Here is a 16,876-nt window from a genome sequence, read left to right on the forward strand (position 1 = left end):
AACCTCGGTCTGGCTGCGGGAAGCCCGGACATGGGCCACACAGCCACCTAAGCTAGGAATTGACCGTTTTGTCAACTTCCGAAGGTTCGAGTTGGCTCTTCACATCGCGAGGTACCCGCACCCCGCGGGCGCGTAGGTCGGCGACGAAGCGGGCCACGAGCGGATCGGGCTCTCCCGGCGTCACCGCGACCAGTTCCCGGGTCCACCGAGGCGAAAAGGAGCGGACCACGCCCGGAAAGCCTCCGCTGACGGCACTAACAGGGGTTATCGCGATGCCCAATCCGGCCGCTGCCAGCTGAGGTGCCGCGGAGGTGACGGCCGTTCTCAGCGCCGGCCTCAGCCGGATCCCGGCCGCGGCGAGCGACTGGTCGAGCCAATTGCTCAAGCCGTTTTCCGGCGCGAAGTGCACCAAATCCTCACCATCGAGCTCGGAAAGCCGCACTGATCCCCGCTCTGCCAACCCATGATCGCGGGATGCCGTCAGCACGATCTCCTCCGTACCGAGAACCGTGGACGTGAAGCGATCGTCGACCGGGCCGGACAGCACCAGCACGTCGACCTCCCCACCGTTGATGGCTTCGAACAGACCATCGGACACGACCGCCTCCCTGATGTCGATCGCCACCTGCGGGTGGCGCCGGTGCCAGGCGCGGATCACGGGTGCGAGCAGCGGCACGGTCAGGCTCTGGGCGCAGACCAGGCGCAGCGATCCTCCCTTTGCCTCGCCCCTGGTCCGGGCCAAGCGGACCGCTGACGCGGCCGCATCGATCGCTCGTCGGGCCTCCACGACGGCGGCACGCCCGGCCGGCGTGAGTGAGACGCCACGTGCCCTGCGGTGGAGCAGAGGGGTACGGGTCTCGCGCTCCAGAACGGCGATCTGCTGGGACACCGCCGGCTGCGAGGAGTGCAGCAGCCGGGCCGCCTCGGTAATCGACCCGGTGTCCGCGACCGCGACCAGACACTCCAGAGCACGCAGCGTTGCCATTCGGAAATCTTATCGCAGGACCTTGAAAGATAGATGGTGCTGGGGGAAGCAGCGACAGTCACCGGATGCTGAACCAGGTGAAGGACCACAACCACCGAGGAGAACGACATGGCACAGACCTTCGTGACAGGCGGTTCCGGCTTCATCGGTCGGAGTCTGATCCGGCGCCTCGTGGCCGACGGACACGAGGTCAAGGCGCTGGCCCGCAGTGCGACGGCCGCCGACGTGGTGGCCGCCCTGGGCGCCGAACCGGTGCGCGGCGAGCTGACCCGTCCCGAAACCTGGCGCGCCGGCATCGAGGGCAGCGAAGTACTGTTCCATTTGGCTGCGGAGACGGACATCACCGCCGATCGGGCGCGTCAGGAGCTGGTGACGGTAGGCGGCACGCGGGCCGCCCTGCAGGCAGCCCGGCAGGCCGGGGCGGCCCGCTTCGTGCACGCCGGGAGCGAAGCCGCGCTCATGGCCGGCGAGCCGCTCGTCGACATCGACGAGAGCGCGCCGCTACGACCGGACTCGGAGGCCGCGTACAGCGCCACCAAGGCGGAAGCCGAGGCACTGGTACTGGCCGCCAACGCACCGGGCTTCGCAACGGTGTCGATCCGGCCACGGTTCGTCTGGGGCCCCGACAGCTCTCTCGTCGAAGGTCTCGTGCGTTCAGCCCGCAACGGCGAGTTCGCCTGGATTGAGGGCGGCCGGCAGAGCACCGACGTCACGTTCGTCGACAACGCGGTCGAGGGGCTGGTCCGGGGTTGGCAGCGCGGTCGGCCGGGTCAGGCCTACTTCATCACCGATCAGCACCGGGTGACCCTCCGCGACTTCCTCGAGAGCGCCTTCGCCGTCTACGGAGTCGACACCCCGATCCCCGAGATCGACGCCGGCACCGCGGCCAAGGTGATTCCCGTCCCCGCGCGCTGGTTCCTGGAGCAGACCTGCACGCTACGCACCGATAAGGCCGTCGCCGAACTCGGATACCGCGCGATCGTCACGCAGGCGGACGGCATGAACGCCGTGCGGGAAGCGGTCACCCGCCGCGCCGCCTGAGATCGACATCGCATCTGACCGAACAGCCTCTCGGCGATGCCCGGCTGTCCCGGCCCGGCGATTTTTGGAACGGGCCGGGACAACACACCCCGATCTGTTGGCCGAGCGGGGCACGGCGCCGATGTCGGCCGGTGGCCTGCTGATCGAGATCGGCGGTCGCCGGCTGCTGATCGATGCCGGCGTGGGTCCGATGCGGGGGCAGGCGGGCGGTGGGACGGTCAACTCCGCTTCGCTGCTCGACACGCTGGCACACCTCGGACATGACGTGGCGGACAATCGGCATGCTCGCGCTGACTCATCTGCACCCCGACCAGGCGGGCTGGGCTCGGTCCTTCGCGCGTCGTGCTCTCTCGTGGGAAAGGACGGGACGATCACTCGGGAGCCGTGCAAGGCAGCGTGCTCGCGCCCCAGCCGCGCCTCCCACATTCAGGCGGAAGGGCCGTCGGATACGGGGCCAGCATTCGTCGACGGCCGGCCCTCGCACACCTCACGAAGCGGGCTCCACACGTCTTGAGCTCTTGTCCAGACGGTTTCAACAGCACCCATCGGCGTTTTACGCGTTACGCGTCTGTGCGCTGCGGCCCGGAAACGGACAGATCCGATGGTGGACAGGCAGCAGCAAGGAAGGTTTCGATACCTGTGACCTCAAGTATGGCCGCCCCCCTTGGAGCGATGTCGGTCCACCGGAACAGTGCTGACAGATCGCTGATGGAATCGGTCTATGCTGCCCACCACCGACAGGTGCTGCGCTTCCTGATGAGCTTGACCAGGAACGAGCGGACGGCGGCCGAGGATCTCCTGCAGGAAACGATGTTACGGGTGTGGCGCCGCCTCGAGTCGTTGCCGCGCGAAGAAGAAGGCACGCGGAAGTGGTTGTTCACCATTGCCCGCCGGGTGGCCATCGATGCCGTGCGCTCGCGGCAGGCTCGTCCCTGCGAGGTCAGCCTGACCGAGGCCAGCCAACTGAGCGGTGTCGACGATACGGACTGCGCGCTCGCGCTACACAACCTCAAGACCGCATTTCTTCGGCTGAGCGACGAGCATCAGCAGGTGCTGCGAGAACTTCACCTCCATGGCGCTTCCATCGAGGAAACCTCGAGGCTGCTCAGCGTTCCGGTCGGAACGGTCAAGTCGCGAGCGCACTACGCCATGCGTACCCTCCGTGCGGCCGTCAACCCCGTCGACCGGGGGTGACGCACGGGCTCGCCCTCTCGCGCCAGGACCTCCCTCGTTCCGCGCTCTGCCGCTCGAAGCCACTGCACCACGGGCCACGGCAAGACGCCCCGACTCCGGCTGGCATTGATGACGCCGCTGCGGTGTGAGATTGGCAGCGAGTCCCGAGTCGTGCGTTGGCCGTCAACGTTTCGTCTGCGTCGCGTCGGCGACCCGCTGGTCGACTGGACTCATGTCGAACCCGATGAGTGGAAACCCGACCCAGATCTCGGCCGAGGACGCGGCCGAGCTCGCCACCCGAGTCACCGGCCCCGTCCTGTTGGCCGGGCAGGACGGGTACGCCGAGGAGTGCGCGATGTACAACCCGGCCGTACTCCTTCAACCGGCCGTTGTCGTGGGCGCTACCGGCCCGGCCGACATCCAGGCCGCGCTGGCGTTCGCCCAGAGACACCGCCTGGACGTGGCCGTCATGAACACGGGCCACACCGCCGCGGTCGAGGGCAATCGGACCTTGCTCATCACGACGCGGCGGATGGACGAGGTCACGATTGACCCGGCGACCCGTCGTGCCCGGGTGGGTGGTGGAGCGCGCTGGCAGCAGGTCGTCGACGCTGCGGCTAGGCACGGGCTCGCACCTCTCACGGGCTCCTCCCCGCTGGTCGGCGTCGTCGGCTACCTTCTCGGCGGTGGTCTGAGCGCCACGATGGGACGAAAGCACGGCTGGGCCTCCGACCATGTCACCGCGCTGGACGTCGTCACCGCGGACGGACAGGCTCGGCACACCGACGCTGCCAACGAACCGGAGTTGTTCTGGTCGCTCCGCGGCTCCAAGAGCAACCTCGGCGTCGTCACCGCGGTGGAATTCGACCTGTTCCCGGTCACCAGACTGTACGGCGGAGCGCTGATCTTCCCGGGCGACGAAGCCGAGGCGGTTTTGCGTGCGTACGGGCGGTTGACCGCCGAGGCGCCCGACGAGCTGACCACGTCGATCGCGTTCATGCGGCTGCCAGACGTCCCGATCTTCCCGGAACCGTTGCGCGGCACCTTCACGGTGCACGTGCGGATCTCCTTTCTCGGTGAGGCCCCCGAGGCGAACCGGCTACTGGCGCCGCTGCGAGCCGCCGCGCCGATCATCGTGGACACCGTCGCGGACCTGCCCTACACCGCATTTGCGTCCATCTACTCCGATCCGGAAAGCCCGGCGCCGTTCGCCGAGCGCACGCTGAGTCTGGCGCCGCTCACGGACGACTCGATGACACGGTTGATCGAGGAAATCGGCCCGAAGGCCGACGTGCCCGCGAACATCATCGAACTTCGTCATCTCGGTGGCGCACTGCGGAGGACGCCCGCAGGCGCGGGTGCGGCGGGTTTACGCGACGCCGAATTCGTCCTGTGGGTCGTCACCGTGGGTGATCCGGACACCACCGGTCCGGCCGTACGGTGGACCAGCGAATTCTTCGACCGCCTGCAGCCGTGGGCGGTGGAGGGCAAACACCTCAACTTCATCGGTCGGGAGGACCAGAGCCAGGAGGCGGTACGGGCGGCATATCCAGCGGCGACGTTTGCCCGGTTGGTCCGAGCGAAGGCCACCTACGATCTGGCGAACGTCTTTCGCCTCAACCACAACATCCAGCCCTTGCGCTGACCGCACACGGTTCGGAGGTACGAAAGTTCAACCACACCCCCGGTCGCATAACTCACCTCCAGCGGACTTGGCAGAGGTAATCGCCGGTCGGACGATGGCGATATGCGATTCACTCTGTTGGGTCCGGTGCGAGCCATCGCCGAAGACGGTGACGTCTCTCTCGGTCCACCCCAGCAGCGCGGGCTGTTGACACTTCTGCTCCTGCGCAAAGCGCCGGTTCCGATCGCCGACGTGGTGGACGCGCTGTGGGGCGAGGCGCCCCCCGCTTCGGCCCACAGCACCGTCCGCACCTACGCGGCCCGATTGCGGCAGATTCTCGCCGGCGGTGAGGCCGAACTGCTCCACTCGGCCAGCGGGTACCAGCTCGTGCGTCACGGAGCCCAGGTCGACGCGGACGATTTCGACCTGCTCGTCAGTGAGGCACACGCCGTCCGACGTTCCGGTGACGCCGCCAGAGCCGCCATTCTGCTGCGCCGGGCGCTCGCGCTGTGGGCCCGGCCGGCGCTCGGCGGGGTGAAAGCCGACTTCGCCGCCGCCCAACGCGTCCGTCTCGCGGAGGCCTACCGGGTCGCCCAGGAGCAGCTGTTCGAGGCCGAGCTGGCGGCCGGCCGGCATGAGGAGGTCTGCGCGGAGCTGGGTGCGGCTGTCGCCGACCGGCCGCTGGATTCCCGACTGACCGAACTGTGGATGAATGCCCTACACCGCTGCGGGCACACGGTGGAGGCCCTTGAGGCCTTCCGCCGGCTACGCGGGGAGCTCAATGAGCAGTTGGGGATCGAACCCGGTCCTGAGCTACAGCGGTTGCATCAGCGGTTGTTGGAGGGCGAGGAAATCGTCCCCGCGCCCAAGGTGGCGTCCGAGCCGCAGCTCCTCCGGCCGGACCAGATTCCCCCGGATGTCCGGGACTTCACCGGTCGTGACGCCGAGATCGACAGGCTGCGTCAGATCCTCACCGAGGATCGTGTTCCGGTTGCCGGCATCACCGGGCTCGGCGGTGCCGGAAAGTCGACCCTCGCCGTGCACGTGGCTCATCTCCTCGCCGACCGGTTCCCGGACGGTCGGATGTATTTGGATCTGCACACCCGCACCGGCCGGCCCCTGCAGGCACGCGACGCACTTGGCTCGTTGCTGCGCACGATCCGGCCCGACCTGGACATCCCCGACACCACGGCGGAGCGCTCCGCGTTGTGGCGGACGGTGACGTCCGGACGCAAGATGCTGGTGATCCTCGACGATGCCAACGACAGCGTCCAGGTCGATCCGCTGCTGCCGGCCTGCGCGGTGATCGTCACAGCGTCGCGCCGCCTGCTGGAGCTGCCCGCGGTCGCGTGGCAGCGGCTTGGACCGCTCAATGAGCAGGAGTCTTTCCGACTTCTCGGCAAGATCGCCGGCCATCGGCGTGTCGCCGCCGAACGGGCGGCCGCGCTGGACCTTGTCGCCGCGTGTTCGGGGCACCCCTTGTCGGTCCGAGTCGCCGCCGCGCGCCTGCTCGACCGGCCGTTGTGGACGGTATCGCAGATCATGGAGCAACTCGCCGATGACCTAAGGCAACCAGTGGTCATGCACAAGGACTGCAAGATCGTCGACGAACCGATCCGTCGCGCCGAGGCCCAGCTCGCAGCGGCCTCGGCCAGCGTCTTCCGCGTAGCCGCGCTCGCCGTCTCGCCCGTGCGCAGCGTCGACGAGGTGGTGGCGATGACGGGACTGCCCCGCGCCGAGGCGCGGGCCGCGCTGGAGGACCTCGTCGACGTGCATCTGGTCGAGACCGTCGGCATCGACGCCTATCGCTACCCGGTGTTGATTCAGGCCGTCGCGCGGCGCCGGGCCGAACAGGTCGAAGGACCGGAACGATGCAGGACGGCATTGGACGCGCTGGCATTGTCGTCATCGGTGACCGTCTGAACGAATCCTGACAGCCGTGCTGACCGTCATCTGTGATGCCCCCGGGTGCTCTCAGTCCTGGAAGATGCCAGCCATGGCCTCCCGGATGGACCGCATGGCCTCGAACGGCTGCCCCAACGACAGACCACCATCGACCACAAGGTTGTGCCCGGTGACGTACGAACTGGCCTCGCCAGCGAGGTAGACCGCCGCCCCGGCGACATCATCGCCGGAACCGGGCCGGGGCAGTGCCTGCATCGATCCTGCTTGCTCGCGCGCATAAGCCGCGAGAGCGTCCAGGCGACCCCGGGCCTGCGCCTCGGTCACTCCTGCAGCCTTGCCGAAGCGAGCAGTCGAGATGAAGCCCGGTGAGATGCTGTTCACCCGGATGTCGTGCCGGCCGAGCTCGGCGGCCGCCCACTTCGTGAGGTTGATGAGAGCGGCCTTGGAGACCGAGTAGGCGACTCCGGCATAGACGACCCGCTCACCGGTGATGCTGGCCATGTTGATGATGCTGCCGCCCGTGCCCTGCCGACGCAGATGAGCCGCAGCGTGCTTGATGCCGTACAGCGCACCCATCAGGTTGACTTCCTGGGTGGCGCGGAAGTCCTCGGCATCGACGTGCTCGATGCCGCTCAGGTGCGACGGCGATCCGGCGTTGTTGACGAGAACATCGAGACGGCCGTGCCGTGTGACCGTCCGGTGCAGCAGGTCGGCCACCTCGGTCTCGTGCGAAACGTCGACCGGCAGGAAGGAGGCCGTCGGCCCCAGCACCCTGGCTGCCTCCTCGCCCTCCGGCCGGCGCCGTCCGGCAAGCACCACGGTCGCCCCCTCTCGCACGAACGCGCGCACCACATCCAGTCCGATTCCGGCGGTCGCACCCGTGACGACCGCCACCTTGCCTTTGAGCAGATCCATGTCCGGTTCCTCACCTGATTATTTGATCGAACTAAAGGACCGACGGGCCGGCAGCGGGCCCACCTCGACCGGCCGGCTCAGCGGCTCATAGGTCGCCCGGTACGTCCGCCGCAGCAGGAGCCTGCGGATCCAGGCAGGTGTCCGAGCACTGCGGCTCGTCAGGTCGGTCATCTTCGCGATGTGGTCGACCCGCCGCACGCCGTGGCGCGACGCCTCGAAGCGGGCGCCGGCGACCGACCAGGCCGAGTCGGCGCGCACATCGGCCAGAACCAGCGCATCCTCCATGGCGAGACCGGCACCGACGCCCCAGATCGGTGCGGTCGCATGCGCGGCATCGCCGATCAGCAGACAGCAGCCGCGGCTCCATGTGGGAATGCGAACTCCGGTGACTCGCAGTGATACAACCGGTACGGATTGGTCAACAGGGCCTCGACCACTTCCGGAACGGGTGCGGCGAGGAGAGACCCTCGCTGGCGGACAGCACGTTCCAGTGCGAGTCTGGCGATGCCAGCGCCGGCGATCAAAATCGAGGTGTCAGTCACCGATCCTCCCATCTCGTGCGACCGGTACGTTCGCTCGAGTAGATGCCGGGGTCGTTGGCGAGCGTTCCACGTGGGCAGTGGACCCTGTCTGCCGGACAGGGCCCAGCTCAGGCAGGGCCGCCGACAACGTGGATCACTGGCCGAGCAACATGAGGGGGTCACCCTCGAACCAGGCGTTGGCGATGTCCAGGCGCCGGATGCGCCACCGCTTGCCGTCGCGGACCATCGCGGCGGTATAGCGGTTCATCATTAGAGCGTGGCGGGTCACCGTCGCGTCTGATCCGACGCCGGGCTTGAAGTGGTTGGCCAGCGCGTAGGCGAACACCGTGGCGGTGTCGCCGTCGATGTCGTACCGGATGTTGCTGACGGCGTGGCTGGTATCCAACGGGCCCACCGCGCCGATCAGAGTCTCGACGACGGTTTCCCGCGGGGTGAGCGCCGGGAAGTCGTAGCCGATCCGCCGCATCGCCGGACCCAGGTCGACAACGGCATCCTCCGTGAGCGAGGAGGCCAGCAGTTCGGCGTCGTTCAGATCGAGGCCGGCGGTGTAGCGGTGGAGCGTGTCGGTGATCGCGGCCCGGTCGACTAGGCCCGCGAGGGCGGAAGTGCTGATCGTGTCCGTCATGTGTCCAGTGGACCGGGCGAACGCAGACGTGCCGCCGATGAAACGTTGACGTATACGACCGGTATCCGGATCAATGACGGCGCAAGATCAAGTTCTCGTGCGCGGGTTCACCTCGGGAACCGCTCGACCGGGGCCGCGGCGGCCAGGGCGGATCCCGGATCGACCAGGTGGAGGACACGGATGAACGCCCGGGCCGCCTCCACATCCGTCGCCGTGGCCGAACGGACCGCACTGAGATGGGCGACCACAGCCGGGGCGGCAGGCCGGCGCACACCCACCGCCTGCGGGAAACGCAGGTCCTTCGCCGTCGGCGCCGCAGGCCGGCCGTCCAGTACGGCATCGGCCGAGGCGAAGAACCGGACGGCCAGCTTCTCCGTGCCGACGCTGAGGACATCCGCGAGCGCCTGGGCCAGCAAGGCCGCCACGGTCATGCCCTGCACGTGCAGGTAGCTCAGGGAGCACAACGCGTCGTCCACGTCGCGGGTTCGCGCCGCGAGCGCCTTCATCGCGAAGATGTGCTCCGGCGAGGCAGCCATCACGCGCAGGCCAGGATGGTCGAAGACTCGCCGCTTGGCCGCGCGAAGTAGGCGTACTGGGAGATCAGCACCGGGCGACCCGATTTGAAACGTCGGCGGCAGTCATCGGTCCGCCTTGCCGTGGCCGTCGGCGCGAATGATCTCCGGGAGACGAAACAGTTCGTCGTCGGAAGCCAGCGAGTCACCGGCCGAGACGAAGGTGAGCAGCCTGATCAGGGCGTTGTTGGCCGCAGCAGCTGCCATCTTGTGGTGTCCGTCGAGCAGGAAGTGGAACAGGCCCCAGTGCCGTTCCCGCCTGAACCAGGGACCTTCGATGTCGAGCAGCCCGAAGGCGACGGCCGTCGGTCGGCCCGGCGCCTGGGAATAGCGCGCTACGACATCGGCGTCCAACTCGGTCGGGTCGCCCATCGGAACGGCGAACTCAAAGAGTTCGTCATGGGCGCCGACAGCAAGCCGATCGAGCCGGTAGTAGCTCGCGTTGGCAGGATCGATGGAGTACTCGAACTCTTCGTTACGCCAGCCTGCCGGCCCGTCGAACGCGAAGTAGTCGTTCGTCGAGCCCGACGCGGCGAGCATTGGCAGCGTGTCGAGGAGCATCACCTGGTAGTCAGCGCGCGGCAACTGGGCAGCGAAAGCGTCGACGACGTCCTGGTCGAGCCCGTTCAGTCCGGCGTTAAGACGATCTCGTACGGCGGCCGCCGATAGTGGCCCCGTCGGAGCGCCAGGCTGACGGCGCAGGACGAGCCCGCAGGTGCCGCATGAGTAGCCGATCTGGTAGGCAGGAACGCCGTCGATGGTCAGGTAGCGGCTCGGCATTCTGCACCCGTCGACCCCGATCCGGGGGTTGGCGGTACCGATCGTCATCAGCTCGTGGGCGATGAGCCGGCTCATACCGTCACCTGCCGACCGTCACGGCGCATGACCTGGCCGAGGACCTCATGCAGATCGGCTTGGACGAGGTCCAGCAGGTCGCCGCCGAACACGCACAGCGATAGCTCCCACGGGTGGCCGAACGTACCGAACCGGTGGTCCTCAGCGAGGTAGATGAAGTAGTCGCCGTCGGGGTACGGCGACAGCGGCCAGCCGGGCTGGCCAGGCGGATCGATGTTCTCGGGCCCGACGAGGCTGGGCCAGACCCGGTAGCACGGGTGCTGCCAGTCCAGACACAGGATCGAACCCGTGCCCACCAGCGCTGTGAGCCCAGCGTGCACGACCTCGCTCATACGATCCAACCGGGTGTAGCCGGGATCGTCCTCGAGGCCGCTCAGACTCCAGGTGACCGACGGAGCCGGCTCGATGATCGCCGGGAAGCGGCGCGTGCTGGGTCGGAAGTCGAACGTTGCGGAGAAGCGGTCCCAGACCACCGCCTCGTCGCCGCTCAACTCGCGGTACGTCTTCGTCGCCATTGGTTGCTCACACTCGAATCAAGCGTGGTAGTAGTCGGCGTACGAGGCCACCTGTTTCTCCACGGAGAAACCGGCGAAGTCCCCTGCGGCCTCACTACGGCCGATGTGATCCAGCGCCTGCGCGGCGTCCTCGGAACCCTCCGTGAGCAGGTATGCCTTGGTCTCGGCCAGCCCGCCGCCGCACAGCAGCTGGACGTCGATCGAGCAGTGCGCGTCCCAGCTTGACGACTTCGCCCGCCAGATCGTCAGGACGTCGCTCATCACACCGGCGTCGAACAGCTGCACGCAGCAGAGCTTCATCACCTCCGTGTCGCCGTAGCCTTGGCTCTGCCGCTCACGCTCGGTCTGGGCCGTGAGCAGGTCGCGGATCTGATCGAGGTGTTCCGCGGCTGGATACAGGCCGTAGCGGTGCAGGATCTCATCCTCGTCCACCGACACCACGTCCCCCTTCAGCTGCCAGCCCGAACTCGTGGACCACCTCGATCAGCCCGACGATGTGCCGGTTGAACTCGTCGAGTTCCTCGGCGGGCACCCACAGCTCGAGGATGTCGCGGCCGCCGGCCAGCCGGACCGGGTAGCGGGAGACAAACTCGCGGTCGACCTCGAACCGGGTGACGTAGCCGACGCCGGATGCGGGGACGTTCCAGTCCCGGGCGATCATGATCGCGTACTGCTCGTTGAGGACCGGGTAGAAGATCGGCTGGTCGGGCAGCCGAGGCGGCCAGGCTGTCCAGCCAGAGGCGCGTACGAGGTCGAGCTCCTTGGGGCCGGTCGGCCGCCACAGGGTCATTGTCTCGGTCATCGCCGCTCCTTCCTGGCTGGCGCAGAGTACTGGCTGGCCCACGACGTGGACCAGCCAGTTTCCGTCCTCAATGCCGTACAGGCCAGTCGAAGCCGAACTGCCCGGGCGGCTTCCGCACTGCCGCCGGTCAGCCACTGCTGGCGGCGCGGGTCCGCGTCCGTGATCCGCCGAACAATCTCATCGGCCACGATCTCAGGGTCGCCCCGCGGGCAGGTCGATCACCACGACGAACTGCAGCCAGAGACCTTCCACACCAGCAGGCTGGTTGGGGTAGAAGTACGACACGTGCACCCGGCCCTGGTCGTCCGGGCGTGCTGCCACCCACCCAAGATGGCAGTCCCACCGGCCCAGCAGATCGGGATGTTGCCGTAGCCGCGCCCGCAGCAGCCGGGCGACGGTCCGGTCCGGCCACTCCCAGGAGTGATCGTTCTCAGCCCGGTTGATCTCGGCGTCGTACTGGGCAGCGTCGAAGCGAACGGTCGGCAGGTCAAGGCCGGCCCGGTCGGGGTTATGCCAATCCCGCCAGATCACCTCGTCGCCGCGACGCTCGATGGTGACGTACAGCGCGCCGCAGCACCCTTCGGTGCAGTCCGCCTCGGCCAGACGCACCTGGTGCGGCTCCACGTCAGCGTGCAGCCGGACGGCACCCCACGCGTACGGGCACGGTCACAGACGTTCGACGGCTTCCTCGCGGTCGCGGTCGACGACGTCCGGCGGGCGGGACACGAGCAGCCAAGGATCGACCGGCTCCTGAATCATGTGCTCGCAGATCTGCGCTCAGTGGCGCTACCGGCCCATCTGCCCGATATCGATCGGAGGATCGAGACTCGGCAGAAGTGAGTCGACAACGACGGGTAGTGCGCAGTGTCATGGGGCTTTCGATCGGGTGCGCGCCGGAGGTACGGTGAGCAACAGGTGTGCCGGGAAGTCTGGTCGGCGGTCATCGATCCATACCGACCGAAGGGCTTGGCGCCATGACCGACCTCGCGCTGCGCGCTGTCGACCTCACCAAACGGTACGGTCACCTGACCGCTCTCGACGCGTTAAATCTGGACGTCGTTCCCGGTGAGGTGTTCGGGTTCCTCGGTCCCAATGGTGCCGGCAAGTCGACCACCATCCGCCTGCTGCTCGGCCTTGCCCGGCCCACCGCCGGCCGGGCCGAGGTGTTCGGCGTCGACGCCGCCGACGTGGCCCGCGCCCACCGGCACCTTGCCTACGTGCCGGCCGATGTGGCGTTGTGGCCGCACCTGACCGGTGCCGAGATCCTGCACCTGCAAGCCCGCACCGGTCCCGGCATCGACCTGGCCTACCGCGACGAACTCGTCGAACGCTTCGCCCTCGACCCGTCGAAACCGGCACGTACCTACTCGACGGGTAACCGGCAGAAGGTCGCCCTGATCGCCGCGTTCGCCACCCGGGCCCGGCTGCTGGTGCTCGACGAGCCGACCAGCGGCCTGGACCCTCTGGTGGAACGGGAGTTCCGCACCGCGGTCCGGCAAGCACGCGACCGCGGGCAGACCGTCTTCCTGAGCTCCCACCAACTCGCCGAGGTCGAGGCGGTCTGTGATCGGGTCGCCATCCTGCGCGCCGGCCGGCTCGCCGAGGTCTCGACGATCGGCGACCTACGGGATCTGCACCGCGCCGAGGTGACGATCACCTACACCGGCATCGCACCAGACCTGAGCGCGATTCCCGGCGTCGAGGCGGTGGAACCGGCCGGCGAGCGACGAATGCGGTTCACCCTGACCGGCGAACCCGGCCCCGCTCTGCGCGCCCTCGCCGCCGCCGAGGTCACTGCCCTGAGCATGCGGGAGCCGAGTCTGGAGGAAATCTTCCTCGACTACTACGGAGCGGAGGCCGCCCCATGAGCCTCAACACCATGTCCGCCCCGGCCAACCCCCAACAGACGGCAGATCCCGCGCCGGGCCGGGCTGTCGCGTGGCTGACCATCCGCCAGATTCGACGTGGTGCACTCATCCTTGTCGGTCTGGCCGCCGGGATGACCGCGCTGGTCGCCGCCACGTACGCGCAGGTGATGGCCGATCCGGCGGCGGCCGGCAGCCTGCGGGCTCTGGCCGCCAACCCGGCGATCCGGACGCTGTTCGGCGCCCCGGTCGGCCTCGACACCGCCGGCGGGTTCACCGTGTGGCGGGTCGGCACCGTCCTCGCGGTCCTGCTCGGCGCCTGGTCGATCCTGGCCACCACCCGGATCACCCGTGGTGAGGAGGAGGCCGGACGGTGGGACCTGCTGCTGTCCAGCCGTCTTCCGGCACCAGCCGTGCTGCTGCGCCACCTGGTCCCGGTGCTGGCGGTCAACGCGGCCACCGCCGCCGCCATCACGGCGGCCCTGCTGCTGTCCGGCACCGAACCGGCAGGCGCTCTCCTGCACGGCGCCGGCACCGGCCTGCTCGGGATGTTCCTCACCGCGGTCGCCGCACTGGCCGCCCAGGTCTTCCCCGCCCGGTCGCCAGCCACCGGCGCAGCCGTGGCGGTGCTCGGCTGTGGCCTGCTGATGCGGATGATCGGCGACGGCATCACGGCGCTCGGCTGGCTGCACTGGCTCTCCCCGTTCGGACTGCTGTCCCTCAGCGGCCCCTACGTCCACAACCGTGTTCCGCCACTGCTCCTGCTCGCCGCCGCCACCGCGCTCATCACCGTGCTGGCCCTGGCCGCGGTCCGCCGCCGCGACGTGCACGACGGTCTACTCCGTGCAGCACCCGGACGGCGCCCGCGAACCCTACTCCTGGCCAACACGGCAACGTTCGCGGTACGCCGAGTGCTGCGGCCGCTGACCGGCTGGCTGATCGGTGTCGGCGCCTACTACCTGCTGATCGGGTTGACCGCGGTGTCGGTCACCGAATTTCTGGGCGACAACCCGGGACTGGCCGGCGAGGCCGCACAGGCCGGCTTCGACGGGTTGGGCAGCATCCTCGGATTCACCGCGACCCTGTTCGCGATCCTCGCCCTGCCTGCCGGTGGTTTCGTCGCCGTCCGGATGACCGCGTTCGTGGCCGCCGAGACCGACCGGCGACTGACCCTGCTGGCGAGTCAACCGATCACCCGGACCCGGCTGATCGGCGCCGAGCTGGCGGTCACCACCGTTGCCGCAGCGCTCCTGGTCACCGGCGCCGGTCTGGCGACCTGGCTCGGGGTGATGGTCATCGGCGGCGAGCTGGCTCCGGGCGCTGCCCTGCGCGGCGCATGGAACATTCTCCCGCTCGTGCTGCTCAGCCTCGGCGCGGCGTCGTTCGCGGTCGGCTGGATGCCGCGTTTGACGATGCTCCTCGGCGGCGTTCCCACCACCGGCGGGTTTCTGCTGTTGGTCATCGCCGAGAGCGTCGGGGCACCGGACTGGGTACGCGACATCTCACCGTTCGCTCACCTGGCGCCCGTGCCACTCACCGACGCCAGCATGACGGCCACGACAGTCACCACGGCCCTCGCCGCGCTCCTGACCGCGCTCGGGGTCGCCGGCTACCGCCGCCGAGACCTGCGTTCCTGAACGAGTTTCCTGGCACCGGTGTCCTGTCCGCAGATGGTAGGTGACCGGCTCCACTGCGAGAGCCAGGTACGCGGTGCCGCGGTGGCTTGTCAGGTGAGACCGAAGCTGGCAAGGACCAGTCGCTGGGAGGGCTCGGTGGCGTCCCACTGACCGTCCGAGGCGATCCAGGACAGGCTGTGAGCGGTGGTGCTGTTGTCGTTGACCAGCAGCCGACGGACGTGCAGCCGCTCACCATCGGGCTGGTCGCACGTGTACTCCCACTCGGCGGCACCACCCGCGCGGATCACGGGTCCGATGCTGATCTTGCGATAGCCGGATAACGCCCCGGCCTCCAACGCCTCTCGCTCCGCCATCTCCCACTTCGTGGACGGTACCGCTGACGCCTCCGCAGCCAGGTCGACCGCGACGGCCCGCACCTGTGTGGGGTCACGGAAGCAGACCGTTCCGCCTTCGGTGTGCCGCGTCCAGCCCACGGGCACCGCGAGCCGGAAACCGTCCGGGTCCTGATGCCACACCCACCCGTCCGGCAGCACTTCCGGCTGCGCCGGGGTGGGCTCATGTAGGGGTTCGGCCTCGCTGGAGGCGTCGTCGTCCAGGCAGAGGTGGGCGGGCGGCGCCGGTTCGGTCGACTCCATCGCGCCGGCTGCCGCACCGCCAGGCGCGGCAACCGGCGCGTCGTCCGAACCTCGCAGATCGTTGATCACCGTCCCGCCGGCCAGAACCACGACGGACGCGACCGCCGCCAGCCCCGCCACGGCCCCGGCGAACGCCCAGCCGGTCGTCCGGTCACGGGTGGCCGACGCACTGACCGGAATGACCGTGGTGTCGATTTCGCCTTGTCCGATCGGCAACGTCGGGGGGTCGGGACGACGTCGGCTGGCGGGCGTGCGCCGCCAGCGGCGCGGTCGAGGCCTGGGCTCGATGGGTACAGTTGCCTCGGCCACCTGCTCAAGCAGGTCGCGTGCCTCCTGCGCAGACAGACGCTGACGCGGGTTACGCCGTAGCAGACCGGTAATCACGGGTTCGAGCGGCAGGACGGTCATCCGGTCGGGCACCTCGGTGGCCAGCGCGGAGAGCGTAGCCAGGGTCGACGGCCGACTCCATGGTGGACGCCCCTCCGCCGCCAGGTAGAGCGTCGCGCCGAGGGCCCACAGGTCGGTGGCGGGGGTGGACCTGCCGTCGCGGGCGAGCTCCGGTGCGACGTACTGAATCGTCGACAGGCTCGGCGTGGTGACAGTCGCTGGATCGCGGCTGTCGAAGATCGACAGGCCGAACCCACCGAGCACGACCCGACCGTCGTCGGCGAGCAGCACGTTCTGCGGGCGGAGCTCCCGATGCACCACTTTCGCCGCGTGGGCGGCGCCCAGCGCGGCGAGCAGGTGCAGGCCAACCCGCGCCACCTCGGTCGGTGCCAGCGGGCCGTCGGCGGCGACCACCTCGGCGAGAGGCCGGGAGGGGACGTGCTCCATGACGAGCCACAGGTGCCCGTCGGTGCTCAACACGTCCCACATGCCGACCACGCCCGGATGATCCAGACCGGCCAGGCCGCGCACCTCGTCGAGCGTGCGCTCCCGCAGCCGCGACCGTTCGGCGTCGCTGACCCAACCGGGTACGGCGATCTGTCGGAGCGCGACGTGCCGGTCGAGCATCTCGTCGCGTGCCAGCCAGACACGCCCCGGGGTCGCGGCGTCTCCCATCAGCAGGAGCCTGCGGTACCGCCCCGCCAGCAACTCGTCATCCATGTGAGTGATTCGGAGCGGAACCCCACACGGATGGGGTCAGCGCTGGGAAGCGATCGGAGCGGGCCGGCCGACGTATGA

Annotated in this window: 17 protein-coding genes and 1 pseudogene; 6 read left to right on the forward strand and 12 right to left on the reverse strand. The window is 68.7% G+C overall.

Annotation, left to right across the window (positions count from 1 at the left end):
* Positions 1-52 precede the first annotated feature (52 nt).
* Entirely contained in the window at positions 53-985 is a 933-nt protein-coding gene (locus O7634_RS30585; protein WP_278153609.1) for a LysR family transcriptional regulator, read from the reverse strand.
* Between the two features lie 108 nt (positions 986-1,093).
* Between O7634_RS30585 and O7634_RS30590 the strand changes: the two genes are divergently transcribed.
* The 4 genes from O7634_RS30590 (at position 1,094) to O7634_RS30605 (ending at position 6,746) form a co-directional block, all read left to right on the forward strand.
* The gene (locus tag O7634_RS30590; protein WP_278153610.1) at positions 1,094-2,026 is read left to right on the forward strand and encodes an NAD-dependent epimerase/dehydratase family protein; all 933 of its coding nucleotides are present in this window, start codon (positions 1,094-1,096) and stop codon (positions 2,024-2,026) included.
* 672 nt (positions 2,027-2,698) lie between these two features.
* Positions 2,699-3,220, forward strand: a complete 522-nt coding sequence (locus tag O7634_RS30595; RefSeq protein WP_278153611.1) for a sigma-70 family RNA polymerase sigma factor — start codon at positions 2,699-2,701, stop codon at positions 3,218-3,220.
* Between the two features lie 211 nt (positions 3,221-3,431).
* Complete coding sequence (locus O7634_RS30600) at positions 3,432-4,844, forward strand: FAD-binding oxidoreductase (RefSeq protein WP_278153612.1); 1,413 nt, start codon at positions 3,432-3,434, stop codon at positions 4,842-4,844.
* Between the two features lie 126 nt (positions 4,845-4,970).
* On the forward strand, positions 4,971-6,746 hold the full coding sequence (locus tag O7634_RS30605; RefSeq protein ID WP_278153613.1) for a BTAD domain-containing putative transcriptional regulator: 1,776 nt from the start codon (positions 4,971-4,973) through the stop codon (positions 6,744-6,746).
* A gap of 51 nt (positions 6,747-6,797) precedes the next feature.
* Here the strand turns inward: O7634_RS30605 and O7634_RS30610 are convergent, their stop codons facing one another.
* The 10 genes and pseudogenes from O7634_RS30610 to O7634_RS30650 all read right to left on the reverse strand — a co-directional run bounded on the left by O7634_RS30610 (position 6,798) and on the right by O7634_RS30650 (position 12,163).
* The gene (locus O7634_RS30610; RefSeq protein ID WP_278153614.1) at positions 6,798-7,643 is read right to left on the reverse strand and encodes an SDR family oxidoreductase; all 846 of its coding nucleotides are present in this window, start codon (positions 7,641-7,643) and stop codon (positions 6,798-6,800) included.
* 18 nt (positions 7,644-7,661) lie between these two features.
* Positions 7,662-7,928 (reverse strand): hypothetical protein, encoded by a 267-nt coding sequence (locus O7634_RS30615; RefSeq protein ID WP_347404302.1) that lies wholly within the window; start codon positions 7,926-7,928, stop codon positions 7,662-7,664.
* Positions 7,902-8,021 (reverse strand): annotated as a pseudogene (locus O7634_RS31930) (FAD-dependent monooxygenase); the annotation flags it as partial. The pseudogene O7634_RS31930 and the gene O7634_RS30615, both read right to left, overlap by 27 nt.
* Before the next feature lie 297 nt (positions 8,022-8,318).
* The gene (locus tag O7634_RS30620; RefSeq protein WP_278153615.1) at positions 8,319-8,810 is read right to left on the reverse strand and encodes a nuclear transport factor 2 family protein; all 492 of its coding nucleotides are present in this window, start codon (positions 8,808-8,810) and stop codon (positions 8,319-8,321) included.
* Positions 8,811-8,917: 107 nt separating this feature from the next.
* Positions 8,918-9,346, reverse strand: coding sequence for a hypothetical protein (locus tag O7634_RS30625; RefSeq protein ID WP_278153616.1), 429 nt, complete (start codon positions 9,344-9,346; stop codon positions 8,918-8,920).
* A 102-nt stretch (positions 9,347-9,448) separates the two neighbouring features.
* Positions 9,449-10,237, reverse strand: coding sequence for a hypothetical protein (locus tag O7634_RS30630; protein WP_278153617.1), 789 nt, complete (start codon positions 10,235-10,237; stop codon positions 9,449-9,451).
* The gene (locus tag O7634_RS30635) at positions 10,234-10,728 is read right to left on the reverse strand and encodes a DUF2716 domain-containing protein (RefSeq protein WP_278153618.1); all 495 of its coding nucleotides are present in this window, start codon (positions 10,726-10,728) and stop codon (positions 10,234-10,236) included. The genes O7634_RS30630 and O7634_RS30635 overlap by 4 nt, the downstream gene beginning before the upstream one ends.
* Positions 10,729-10,770: 42 nt before the next feature.
* Positions 10,771-11,184 carry a hypothetical protein gene (locus tag O7634_RS30640; protein WP_278153619.1) on the reverse strand — a complete coding sequence of 138 codons (414 nt, stop codon included), beginning with the start codon at positions 11,182-11,184 and terminating at the stop codon, positions 10,771-10,773.
* On the reverse strand, positions 11,171-11,554 hold the full coding sequence (locus O7634_RS30645) for an ADP-ribosylation/crystallin J1 (RefSeq protein WP_278153620.1): 384 nt from the start codon (positions 11,552-11,554) through the stop codon (positions 11,171-11,173). The genes O7634_RS30640 and O7634_RS30645 overlap by 14 nt, the downstream gene beginning before the upstream one ends.
* A 192-nt stretch (positions 11,555-11,746) precedes the next feature.
* Positions 11,747-12,163 carry a hypothetical protein gene (locus O7634_RS30650; RefSeq protein WP_278153621.1) on the reverse strand — a complete coding sequence of 139 codons (417 nt, stop codon included), beginning with the start codon at positions 12,161-12,163 and terminating at the stop codon, positions 11,747-11,749.
* Between the two features lie 365 nt (positions 12,164-12,528).
* On the opposite strand from O7634_RS30650, the gene O7634_RS30655 reads away from it, so the two are divergent.
* Together O7634_RS30655 and O7634_RS30660 are read left to right on the forward strand one after the other, a co-directional pair.
* Positions 12,529-13,422, forward strand: a complete 894-nt coding sequence (locus O7634_RS30655) for an ABC transporter ATP-binding protein (protein WP_278153622.1) — start codon at positions 12,529-12,531, stop codon at positions 13,420-13,422.
* Positions 13,419-15,056, forward strand: a complete 1,638-nt coding sequence (locus O7634_RS30660) for a hypothetical protein (RefSeq protein ID WP_278153623.1) — start codon at positions 13,419-13,421, stop codon at positions 15,054-15,056. Before O7634_RS30655 ends, O7634_RS30660 begins: the two co-directional genes overlap by 4 nt.
* An 89-nt stretch (positions 15,057-15,145) precedes the next feature.
* On the opposite strand, the gene O7634_RS30665 is transcribed toward O7634_RS30660, so the two are convergent.
* Positions 15,146-16,798 (reverse strand): serine/threonine-protein kinase, encoded by a 1,653-nt coding sequence (locus tag O7634_RS30665; protein ID WP_278153624.1) that lies wholly within the window; start codon positions 16,796-16,798, stop codon positions 15,146-15,148.
* Between the last annotated feature and the right edge of the window lie 78 nt (positions 16,799-16,876).

The organism is Micromonospora sp. WMMD1120 (assembly GCF_029626235.1).
In the GTDB taxonomy this organism is placed as follows: Bacteria; Actinomycetota; Actinomycetes; order Mycobacteriales; family Micromonosporaceae; genus Micromonospora.